Origin of the sequence: Pseudomonas sp. GZD-209 (assembly GCF_049310485.1) — a bacterium.
Classification (GTDB): Bacteria; Pseudomonadota; Gammaproteobacteria; order Pseudomonadales; family Pseudomonadaceae; genus Aquipseudomonas; species Aquipseudomonas sichuanensis.
In genome coordinates, this window is sequence record NZ_JBMOWQ010000121.1 from 1 (window position 1) to 9,526 (window position 9,526).

Genomic DNA, 9,526 nt, shown 5'->3' on the forward strand with positions numbered 1-9,526 from the left:
GTGCTATTGTTGTTCTCCTTCTGTTCTCTCTTTCCCCTCCCCCCCCCCCCCCCCCCCCCCCCCCCCCCCCCCCCCCCCCCCCCCCCCCCCCCCCCCACAACAGCCAACACCCCCGGCAGGAGCCATTCGGGAGGGCCATAGAGGCCCGCCAACACATCACAGGACCGCCGGGCGCGTGAACCCGCCCGGACGGCCGATCTCGCCATAATAAAGATAATCGGGAGACCCCCAATGGCCTTGGACATCATCGTTGTACTGATCTATGCCGCCGGCATGCTCGCGCTTGGCTGGTACGGCATGCGACGTGCGAAGACCCACGAAGATTACCTGGTGGCCGGGCGCAACCTCGGCCCGACCCTGTACATGGGCACCATGGCCACCACCGTGCTCGGTGGCGCCTCCACCGTCGGTACCGTGCGCCTGGGTTACGTGCATGGCATCTCCGGTTTCTGGCTGTGCGCCGCGCTGGGCCTGGGCATCATCGCGCTGAACCTGTTCCTCGCCAAACCGCTGCTGCGCCTGAAGATCTTCACCGTTACCCAGGTGCTGGAGCGCCGCTACAACCCCATGGCCCGCCAGGCCAGTGCAGCGATCATGCTGGCCTATGCGCTGATGATCGGCGTGACCTCGACCCTGGCCATGGGCACCGTGCTGCAGGTACTGCTCGACGTGCCGTTCTGGATGGCACTGCTGTTCGGCGGTGGCGTGGTGGTGGTGTACTCGACCATCGGTGGCATGTGGTCGCTGACCCTGACCGACATCGTCCAGTTCGTGATCAAGACCGTGGGCCTGATGTTCATCCTGCTGCCGGTGTGCCTGTACAAGGCCGGTGGCTGGGACGCCCTGGTGGCCAAGCTGCCGGCGGCCAGCTTCAGCTGGACCACCATCGGCTGGGACACCATCATCACCTACTTCCTGATCTACTTCTTCGGCATCCTGATCGGCCAGGACATCTGGCAGCGGGTGTTCACCGCCCGTGACGAGAAAGTCTGCCAGCGCGCCGGCACCACCGCGGGTGTCTACTGCGTACTGTACGGCCTGGCCTGCGCCTTGATCGGCATGTCCGCCCACGTGCTGATGCCAGACCTGGCCAACCCGAACAATGCCTTTGCCGAGATGATCAAGGGCCAGTTGCCTGAAGGTGTCCGTGGCCTGCTGATGGCCGCCGCCCTGGCCGCGATGATGTCCACCGCCAGTGCCGGCCTGCTGGCCGCCTCGACCACCCTGACCGAAGACCTGCTGCCCAAGCTGCGCGGCGGCAAGCAGTCGAGCCTGGGCATCAACCGCCTGTTCACCCTGCTGACCGGCCTGGTGGTCCTGGGCATCGCCCTGGCGGTGAACGATGTGATCAGCGCCCTGACCCTGGCCTACAACCTGCTGGTGGGCGGCATGCTGATCCCGCTGATGGGGGCGATCTTCTGGAAGCGCGCAACCACCGCCGGGGCCATCGCCAGCATGTCGCTGGGCTTTGTCACCGCGCTGTTCTTCATGTTCAAGGATGGCCTGGATGCCAACTCGCCGATCTACTACAGCCTGGCGATCGGCCTGGTGAGCTTCGTGGTGGTCAGCCTGGCGTCGCGTAAGCCGGCTGCGGCGGTCAACCTGGCCTGACGCCAACCCCCGTGGGAGCGGGCTTGCCCCGCGATTAGCTGCACCCTCAATGCAAAAGGCCGCCGCATCTTGTCGATGCGGCGGCCTTTTGCCTGGTGTATCAGCGACGACGCGGCTGGCGCTTGCGCTGTTCTTCGTCGGTAGGGATCGGCACCGGCTGTAGAGGTGGCGGGAGCAAGCCCAGGGCGACGGCTAGGTCGTGGAGCCAGTTATACATGCGTTCGTTCATAAATGCCCCCTTGACGGGTTCAGCCTCACGGTCAATCAATCCTGCGATGCGTCATACAGATCATAGTCCGATGTCCTGCATTGCGCATGCGCCTGTTCTTACAGATATGGGCGATTTTGACCCGGATCAAGCGCAGGCGACAGCTTCCGACGGTCGGTCAATCGTTTCGCTTTGTTGCAATTCGATCCACGCCTGCAGATTGGCCCCGCGCATGCCCTGGCGCCACATCAACCAGGTGACCGCCTGATCGAATGGCGTTTGCAAGCGATGGGCACGCACCCGGTCACGCCCCGGCAGGCTGTCGAGCATCGATTGCGCCATCAGCGCCACCCCGGCGCCAGCGATCACACAGGCCAGCATGCTCTGGTACGACTCGATCTCCATCACTCGCCCCATGGGCGTGTGGGCATGGGCGTACCAGGCCTCCAGGCGCATACGGTAGGAGCAACCCTGGCGGAAGGTGAACACCGCCCTGCCAGCCACATCCCGGGCGCTGCTGACCGGTGGATGCTCGGGGCTGGTGATCAGTACCAGCTCTTCCTCACACAAGGGCACGCCATCCAACCCGGCCAGGCTTGGTGGCCCATCCACCAGCGCGGCATCGAGCCGATGGCTGAGCAGCCCCTCCAGCAAATCGCCACTGGGGCCTGCCTGGACCTGCAGGTTCACTGCGGGGTAGGCCTGGTGATAGCGCGCCAGCAGCGCCGGCAAATGGATCGCCGCCGTGCTGTACATGGTACCCAGCACGAAATCACCGGCCGGCTGACCGCCTTGCACGGCGGCCATCGCTTCGTCACGCAGGGCCGACAGGCGGTTGGCGTAATCCAGCAGTACCTTGCCCGCAGGCGACAGTTGCAGGCGCTGACGCTCACGCAGGAACAGCTCCACGCCCAACTGCTCCTCGAGTTGGCGCAAACGCGTCGACAGATTCGACGGTACACGGTGCAGGCGCTCGGCCGCGCGGGTGATCGAACCTTCCTCGGCCACGGCCAGGAAGATACGCAGTTGGCTGAACTCCATATCTTTCTCCAAAACAGAACAACTTAATCATCATTATTCAATTTTATTGAAAGTCAATCCGCCCTACCCTGCCATCCATCGCAACCCTTCGAGCAGGAGACGCCTCCATGTCGCCCTTCGTGCAACTGCTGGCCAGCGCCGTGGCCCTGATGATGGCCATGGGCATCGGCCGTTTCGCCCTCACCCCGCAACTGCCCCGCCTGATCGCCGAGGGCCAGTTCGACCTGACGGCAGGTGGCCTGGTGGCTGCCGCCAACTACCTGGGCTACTTCCTCGGTGCGGTGGACGGCATGTTCGCCCGCCAGCCGGCCCAGGTGCGTCTGCGCCTGCACGGCGGCCTGTGGCTCTGCGTGCTGCTCACCCTCGCCTCAGCGGCCGCCGACGGTTTCTGGAGCCATCTGCTGCTGCGCTTCGGCACGGGCGTGGCCAGTGCCTGGGTATTGGTGATGATCACCAGCCTCAGCCAGCAACTGGCCAACGCCCATGGCCGACAGCGCCTCGGTGCCCTGGTGTTCGCCGGGCCCGGTGTCGGAATCGCCGTCACCGGCCTGCTGGCACTCGGCGCGCACCTGCTGGGGCTTGGCTCGGCGGCGCTGTGGCTGATCTACGCGGCGGCGGCGCTGGTGATGCTGTTGGCCGTGCTGCGCTGGTTGCCACAGGCCCTGGAGCCAGCGCCCGTCGCGGCCACCAGCAACAGTGGCCCGACACAGGGCAAGGGTATCGGCCGCTTGGGCCTGGTGTATGGGCTGTACGGCATCGGCTATATCTTGCCAGCCACCTTCCTGTCACAGATGGCCAACCAGCAGTTCCAAGGGCAGTGGATGGCCGATCTGTTCTGGCCGGCATTCGGTCTGTCGGCGGCGCTGGGCGTGGTGGTCGTCAGCCTGCGCCGCCCAGGGCGCACCTCGGCGTGGCTGACCGCCACGCTCTGGCTGCAAGGCCTGGGTGTGCTGGCCTGCCTGCAGGGCGGCGGCATCGGGCTGGGCCTGGGGGTAGTGCTCTGCGGTGGGCCGTTCCTGGCCTGCATGCAACTGGTGATGCAGCGCTCGCGGGAACTGGCGCCCCATGCGACCCAGCGCAATGCCGGGCTGCTGACCGCGTGCTTTGCCTTGGGGCAACTGAGCGGGCCGCTGCTGGCGGCCTTGAGCAGCCACTTCAGTGGTGGCTTGCAGCCGGCGCTGATGATGGCGGCTACGGGGCTGGGGCTGGCCGGGGTACTGGTGCTGACGGGGGCCGTGCCACGATCCGCGTCATGCACCGGCCTGCGCCAGATGGGTTGAGCCTGGCGCCCCTGTCGCTCGCCAGCTACCCCACGACCCTGCGCAGTTGCCGCCGCACCCAAGCCTCGGCACTGACCATGATCACCCCCACCAGCACCAGAACCGCGCCGGCCACGAAGTTCAAGCTCAGCGGTTCGTCCAGCAACACGACGCCAAAGGTCACCCCGAACAGCGGCGTGATGAAGGAGAACACCGCCAGGTTCGAAGCCAGGTACTTGCGCAGCAACCAGAACCAGGTCAGGTAGCTGATGAACGACACCACGATGCCCTGGAACAGCACGCTGCCAACCGCCAGCGGGGTCAGCGCGAAATCAGCGATCTGCCCGCTCACCAGGGCCATCATCAGCAGCCCGGCGAAACCCACCGCCAGCTGGTAGAACAGCGTCAGGGTCGCCGGCGCCTCGGACAACCGCGAACAGCGCACCACCACCGTGGTCGCGCCCCAGGCCAAGCCGCCCAGGATGGCCAGGGCGTCACCCAGCAACATGCGCCCATCGAGCTGCTCGAACGAGACGCCTCCGGCGAATGCCAGGGCGATGCCGGCAAACGCCAGCAGGATGCCCAGCCACTGCAACAGGCGCAGCCGCTCGCTGGGCATCATGAAATGCAGCCCCAGGGCGGTGAAGATCGGCGCGGTGTAGAGGAATACCGACATGTGCGCCGCCGAGGTCAGCTTCAGCCCCTCGGCAATGAACAGAAACTCCAGCCCGAACAGCGCACCGGCCAGCACCCCGGCACGCCAGGTGATACCCACCTGACCCCAGCCCCCTTTGAAGCAGATCAGCAGCCCTACCAGCACGGCGGCGATGCCGTTACGGAACGCTGCCTGCATCACCGGGGCAATGTCGACGGCAGCGGATTTGATCAGCACCTGCTGGCAGCCCCAGATCAGGCACAGCCCCAGCATCACCTGCAGGGCAAAGGCGTCAGGGTTCTTGCGGACCTCGCTCATAAGCGGGCCAACTGGGTTTCTACAGACATGATCAAGGGCTCGGCAGTGGCAGACGAACGGCGATTATCAGCCGTTCAGCCCGCCACTTGCCAGCCTCAAAACGACCTCAAGCGATCTGCGCGTTTGCCGAGACCTGGTCGAAGGTGTTTTCGTCCAGCGCATCTTCCTGCCGGTCAAGGACTTCGCGCGGATGGCCGAAACCCGGGATGCTGCTGTCGATCAAGCTGAGCAGGCGTGAGCCACGCTCGGTCAGCACGAAGTTCTCGCCATTGCCGCCGTCTTCTTCAGGCCGGCTGGCGATGAAGCCACGTTCGAACAGAAGCTTTTCATACTCGCAGGCGCGGGTTTTCAGATGGTCCAGGTCGCCCGGTGCCTGGCCATTTGCAGCCAGCGCTGCGGCGTGCTGTTCGGCATAGGGGCGTGGCGTGAAGCTATGACCGGCGCCGTTCTGCACCTCGTGCAGCAAGCGCTCGATCAGGTCCCAGTCGTAGCGGCTCATGGAATGGCCTCCTGCAATGAACGGATGGGTTACACAAGGTGGGACCGACAGAAGCCGCCCGCCGTTCAGATCGGCAAGCTGCCGATGGCATCCCAGGCAATCTGAACTTTCAAATTGCCCCGCCCCTCACACGTAGCAGGACCACCAGAGGCCAAGATGATGAAAACCCTCTACCGCGCCGCAATGCTTGCCAGTCTGATGTGCGCCTTGCCCGCCTGGGCCTGCACGCCAGAAGAAGCCACGCACAAACGCGAGGAACTGGCCGGGCTGGTCGCCCGGCTGACCGAGCAGAATCCGCAGAAAGCCAAAGAGATAAACGACGAGCTGCAAGGCATGGAGCTCGGCACGGCGAGCAAGGACTTGCCGGACAAGTGCCAACTGATCGACAAGCGGATCAAGGAATTGAAAGAAGCCGAGAAAAAGACCTGAGCAGCGCCTGTTTCAGCGGCGCTGCTGGGCCAGCATGTATTGGCGCAGCAACTGGTTGATTCGGGTCTGGTAGCCGCTGCCTTGCTCCTTGAACCAGGCCAGCACGTCAGCGTCGAGGCGAATGGTCACGGTTTGCTTGGCAGGTAAGCGAAGCTCGGCCTGGCGGAAGAAATCGTCGCCCAGCTCGGGGATGTCCGAGGTGTCGATCGGCCCGCGACCAGAGTGTTCATCACTGTTTATGGATGGTTTCGACATAGCGCATTTCCTCGCGTCGGGTGGCTCTTCTGGCGGAGATGACTCGGATCACATCCCCTTGCCGTTCGGTGTAGGCGACCACGCTGACCCAGGCGTTGATCCAGCCCATGCTGATCCAGCGTGGTTCCAGGTAGTCGAATCGCTCATCCTTGAGCACCAGCATCGGGTGCCGGAACATGTCGGGCACTTCGTTGAAGTCGATACCGTGCTTGCGGATGTTCAGCTGGTTCTTTTCCTCGTCCCATTCAAAACGCATGGAGCTTTCGTATTTACAGTTGTACATACGCTACTCCTACCAGCGAAAACATGCCAGAGGGAGTCTGGAAGCCAGGCAGCAAAATGCCTGGGCCGAGGAGCAGTTTGGGAAATGGGCTACGCACGCTTGGGGAAAGCGCGAAATCACCCGCCACCCTTGCAGTGGCGGGCTTGCAACAAAAAGCGCTTACTCAGCCGCTGGCTTGCGCTTCTTCAGCGGCGCCAGGCCATCGGAGCTGGCCAATGGCGCGTTGGCCTTCGGCTTGGCGGTCGGTTTGCGCTTGGCGGCGCCCTTCTTGTCGCCGGGCTTTTTGTCGGTCTTTTTCTTCTTGGTGCCAACCGCCTTGCCCGAGGCCTTGACCTTCTTCGGCCCGCTGTAGGTACCCTTGACCTCCTTGATGACACGGCGCTCGAACTGCTGCTTGAGGTAGCGTTCGATGCTCGACATCAGGTTCCAGTCGTTGTGGGTAATCAGCGAGATCGCCAGGCCTTCGCCACCGGCACGGCCGGTACGGCCGATACGGTGCACGTACTCGTCGCCGCTGCGTGGCATGTCGAAGTTGATCACCAGGTCCAGCCCGTCGATGTCCAGGCCGCGCGCCGCCACGTCAGTGGCCACCAGCACCTTGGAGCCGCCTTCCTTGAAGCGGTCGATGGCCAGCTTGCGGTCCTTCTGGTCCTTCTCGCCGTGCAGTACGAAGGCCTTCACTTCCTTGGCCACCAGATGACCGTAGATGCGGTCGGCCAGGGCACGGGTGTTGGTGAAGATGATTGCCTTCTGGTAGGTCTCGTTGGCCAGCAGCCACTGCACGATCTGCTCTTTGTGCTGGTCGTGGTCAGCGGTGATGATCTGCTGGCGGGTGCCTTCGGCGAGCTGCGAGACACTGTTGAGCATCAGGTGCTCAGGGTCTTTGAGGACCTTGCCGATGATGTCGCGCAGGGCTGCGCCGCCGGTGGTGGCGGAGAACAGCAGGGTCTGCTTGCGGTTTTCGCACTCCTTGCACAGGCGCTCCATGTCTTCGGCAAAGCCCATGTCGAGCATGCGGTCGGCTTCATCGAGGATCAGCACGTCCACGTGGGACAGGTCGAGGTTGCCGGCATTGAGCTGCTCGAGCAGGCGGCCCGGGGTGCCGATCAGCACGTCCGGCACCTTGCGCAGCATGGCGGCCTGTTCCTTGAAGTCTTCGCCGCCGGTGACCAGGCCCGACTTGATGTAGGTGAACTGGGAGAACAGCTGCACCTGCTTGAGGGTCTGCTGGGCCAGCTCGCGGGTCGGCAGCAGGATCAGCGCACGGATTTCCACGCTCGGGCCGCTGCGGTCGACCAGGCGGTTGAGCAGTGGCAGGACGAATGCAGCGGTCTTGCCGCTGCCGGTCTGTGCCGTCACCCGCAGGTCACGCCCTTGCAGGGCCAGGGGAATGGCCGCTGCCTGCACCGGGGTCGGCTCGACAAATTTCAGCTCGGCCACGGCTTTGAGCAGGCGTTCGTGCAGGGCGAATTGGGAAAACACGGGGGTAACCTCGGGCAAGTGCGAAAAATTCAAGTTGCATAGGGTAACGTTTTCCGCCGCCAGAACCGAATTTCTTTTGGCAACTTTGCGCCGATCCACGCTCTAATGCCGCTTCGTACCGCAACACAGACCGTTTCCTACGCTTATGGACCTCCAACGATTCTGGCGCGATGCCCTCGACCTCTGGGGCACCCTCGACCAACACCCGCTGCTGCACGCCGCCCTCGGCCTGGCCGTGCTGCTGCTCGTCTCGCTGCTGATCGGCCGCCTGGCGCGCTTCCTGATCCTGCACACCAGCCGCCTGCTGGGACGGCAACCGGCGCTCAGATGGCTGGACGACCTGCGCCACAACAAGGTGCTGCACCGCCTGGCCCAGACCACTCCATCGCTGGTGGTGCAGTTCGGCCTGAAGCTGGTGCCGGAACTCTCGGCCACCGCCCAGCATTTTCTCGGCAACCTCGCCCTGGCCATCACCCTGCTGTTCATGACCCGCGCGCTGTCGTGCCTGCTCGACGCGCTGCTGGACATCTACGCCCGCACCGAACATGCCCGCACCCGCTCGATCAAGGGCTACATGCAGCTGGCCAAGATGATGCTGTGGATCTTCGCCGCCATCGTCATCGTCGCCACCCTGATCGACCGCTCGCCGCTGTTGCTGCTGTCGGGTCTGGGTGCCATGTCGGCGGTGCTGCTGTTGGTGTACAAGGACACCCTGCTGTCGTTCGTCGCCAGCGTGCAGCTGACCAGCAACGACATGCTCCACGTCGGCGACTGGATCGAGATGCCCCAGGCCGGGGCCGACGGCGATGTGGTGGATATCACCCTGCACACGGTCAAGGTCCAGAACTTCGACAAGACCATTGTCTCCATCCCCACCTGGCGCCTGATGAGCGAGTCGTTCCGCAACTACCGCGGCATGCAGCAATCCGGCGGGCGGCGGATCAAGCGCAGCCTGTTCATCGACGCCGCGGGCGTACGCTTCCTGACCCAGGAAGAAGAACAGCGCCTGGGCCAGGTGCGTCTGCTCGGCGACTACCTGGCCGGCAAGCGCCAGGAACTGCGCGAATGGAACGAGGCCCAGGGCCACAACGCCGGGTTGTCGGCCAACCGCCGACAGCTGACCAATATCGGTACCTTCCGCGCCTTTGCCCTGGCGTACCTGAAGACCCACCCCAACGTGCACCCGAACATGACCTGCATGGTGCGCCAGATGCAGACCACCGCCGAAGGCGTGCCGCTGGAGATCTACTGCTTCACCACCACCACGGTATGGGCCGAGTACGAGCGCATCCAGGGCGACATCTTCGACTACCTGCTGGCGGTGCTGCCGGAGTTCGGACTTAGCCTGTACCAGCAGCCCAGTGGCAATGACATGCGCGTGGGGCTTGCGACGCGAGTTACGCGTCAGGAACTGGCCTGAAGCCATCGCGGGGGGGGGAGGGGGGGGGGACGCAAAAAACAAGGAAGAACCGGAAAGACAAGCGGA

General features: G+C 64.1%; 11 protein-coding genes. 4 read left to right on the plus strand and 7 right to left on the minus strand.

Going from position 1 to position 9,526, the window contains the following annotated elements:
* The first annotated feature begins 231 nt into the window (after positions 1 to 231).
* A complete protein-coding gene (locus ACO6VM_RS14795; protein ID WP_422403466.1) occupies positions 232 to 1,611 on the plus strand; it encodes a sodium:solute symporter in 1,380 nt (459 codons plus the stop codon).
* Between the two features lie 100 nt (positions 1,612 to 1,711).
* Here ACO6VM_RS14795 and ACO6VM_RS14800 read toward each other — a convergent pair whose 3' ends face one another.
* Entirely contained in the window at positions 1,712 to 1,840 is a 129-nt protein-coding gene (locus tag ACO6VM_RS14800; RefSeq protein ID WP_256206021.1) for a PA1414 family protein, read from the minus strand.
* Positions 1,841 to 1,966: 126 nt separating this feature from the next.
* A complete protein-coding gene (gene ptrR / locus ACO6VM_RS14805; RefSeq protein WP_316905101.1) occupies positions 1,967 to 2,860 on the minus strand; it encodes a putrescine utilization regulator PtrR in 894 nt (297 codons plus the stop codon).
* 107 nt (positions 2,861 to 2,967) lie between these two features.
* Here ptrR and ACO6VM_RS14810 point away from each other — a divergent pair, with 107 nt between their 5' ends.
* Positions 2,968 to 4,140: an MFS transporter gene (locus ACO6VM_RS14810; RefSeq protein ID WP_422403467.1), complete on the plus strand. Its 1,173-nt coding sequence runs from the start codon at positions 2,968 to 2,970 to the stop codon at positions 4,138 to 4,140.
* 25 nt (positions 4,141 to 4,165) lie between these two features.
* Here ACO6VM_RS14810 and ACO6VM_RS14815 read toward each other — a convergent pair whose 3' ends face one another.
* Positions 4,166 to 5,092, minus strand: a complete 927-nt coding sequence (locus ACO6VM_RS14815) for a DMT family transporter (RefSeq protein ID WP_422403468.1) — start codon at positions 5,090 to 5,092, stop codon at positions 4,166 to 4,168.
* 106 nt (positions 5,093 to 5,198) lie between these two features.
* Positions 5,199 to 5,591 carry a transcriptional regulator gene (locus ACO6VM_RS14820; protein WP_110996368.1) on the minus strand — a complete coding sequence of 131 codons (393 nt, stop codon included), beginning with the start codon at positions 5,589 to 5,591 and terminating at the stop codon, positions 5,199 to 5,201.
* A gap of 159 nt (positions 5,592 to 5,750) precedes the next feature.
* Here ACO6VM_RS14820 and ACO6VM_RS14825 point away from each other — a divergent pair, with 159 nt between their 5' ends.
* The gene (locus ACO6VM_RS14825; RefSeq protein ID WP_422403469.1) at positions 5,751 to 6,020 is read left to right on the plus strand and encodes a hypothetical protein; all 270 of its coding nucleotides are present in this window, start codon (positions 5,751 to 5,753) and stop codon (positions 6,018 to 6,020) included.
* Positions 6,021 to 6,032: 12 nt separating this feature from the next.
* On the opposite strand, the gene ACO6VM_RS14830 is transcribed toward ACO6VM_RS14825, so the two are convergent.
* The 3 genes from ACO6VM_RS14830 to ACO6VM_RS14840 form a co-directional block, all read right to left on the minus strand.
* A complete protein-coding gene (locus tag ACO6VM_RS14830; RefSeq protein WP_401056534.1) occupies positions 6,033 to 6,275 on the minus strand; it encodes a BrnA antitoxin family protein in 243 nt (80 codons plus the stop codon).
* Positions 6,250 to 6,531, minus strand: a complete 282-nt coding sequence (locus ACO6VM_RS14835; RefSeq protein ID WP_322360228.1) for a BrnT family toxin — start codon at positions 6,529 to 6,531, stop codon at positions 6,250 to 6,252. Before ACO6VM_RS14835 ends, ACO6VM_RS14830 begins: the two co-directional genes overlap by 26 nt.
* A gap of 186 nt (positions 6,532 to 6,717) precedes the next feature.
* Positions 6,718 to 8,040, minus strand: a complete 1,323-nt coding sequence (locus ACO6VM_RS14840; RefSeq protein WP_401056538.1) for a DEAD/DEAH box helicase — start codon at positions 8,038 to 8,040, stop codon at positions 6,718 to 6,720.
* 145 nt (positions 8,041 to 8,185) lie between these two features.
* Between ACO6VM_RS14840 and ACO6VM_RS14845 the strand changes: the two genes are divergently transcribed.
* Complete coding sequence (locus ACO6VM_RS14845; protein WP_422403470.1) at positions 8,186 to 9,460, plus strand: mechanosensitive ion channel family protein; 1,275 nt, start codon at positions 8,186 to 8,188, stop codon at positions 9,458 to 9,460.
* Positions 9,461 to 9,526 lie beyond the last annotated feature (66 nt).

Excerpts from the sequence above, each read along its gene's own strand:
- ACO6VM_RS14795 (WP_422403466.1), top strand. The coding sequence starts at position 232 with ATGGCCTTGGACATCATCGTTGTACTGATCTATGCCGCCGGCATGCTC.
- ACO6VM_RS14800 (WP_256206021.1), bottom strand. The coding sequence starts at position 1,840 with ATGAACGAACGCATGTATAACTGGCTCCACGACCTAGCCGTCGCCCTG.
- ptrR (WP_316905101.1), bottom strand. The coding sequence starts at position 2,860 with ATGGAGTTCAGCCAACTGCGTATCTTCCTGGCCGTGGCCGAGGAAGGT.
- ACO6VM_RS14810 (WP_422403467.1), top strand. The coding sequence starts at position 2,968 with ATGTCGCCCTTCGTGCAACTGCTGGCCAGCGCCGTGGCCCTGATGATG.
- ACO6VM_RS14815 (WP_422403468.1), bottom strand. The coding sequence starts at position 5,092 with ATGAGCGAGGTCCGCAAGAACCCTGACGCCTTTGCCCTGCAGGTGATG.
- ACO6VM_RS14820 (WP_110996368.1), bottom strand. The coding sequence starts at position 5,591 with ATGAGCCGCTACGACTGGGACCTGATCGAGCGCTTGCTGCACGAGGTG.
- ACO6VM_RS14825 (WP_422403469.1), top strand. The coding sequence starts at position 5,751 with ATGAAAACCCTCTACCGCGCCGCAATGCTTGCCAGTCTGATGTGCGCC.
- ACO6VM_RS14830 (WP_401056534.1), bottom strand. The coding sequence starts at position 6,275 with ATGTCGAAACCATCCATAAACAGTGATGAACACTCTGGTCGCGGGCCG.
- ACO6VM_RS14835 (WP_322360228.1), bottom strand. The coding sequence starts at position 6,531 with ATGCGTTTTGAATGGGACGAGGAAAAGAACCAGCTGAACATCCGCAAG.
- ACO6VM_RS14845 (WP_422403470.1), top strand. The coding sequence starts at position 8,186 with ATGGACCTCCAACGATTCTGGCGCGATGCCCTCGACCTCTGGGGCACC.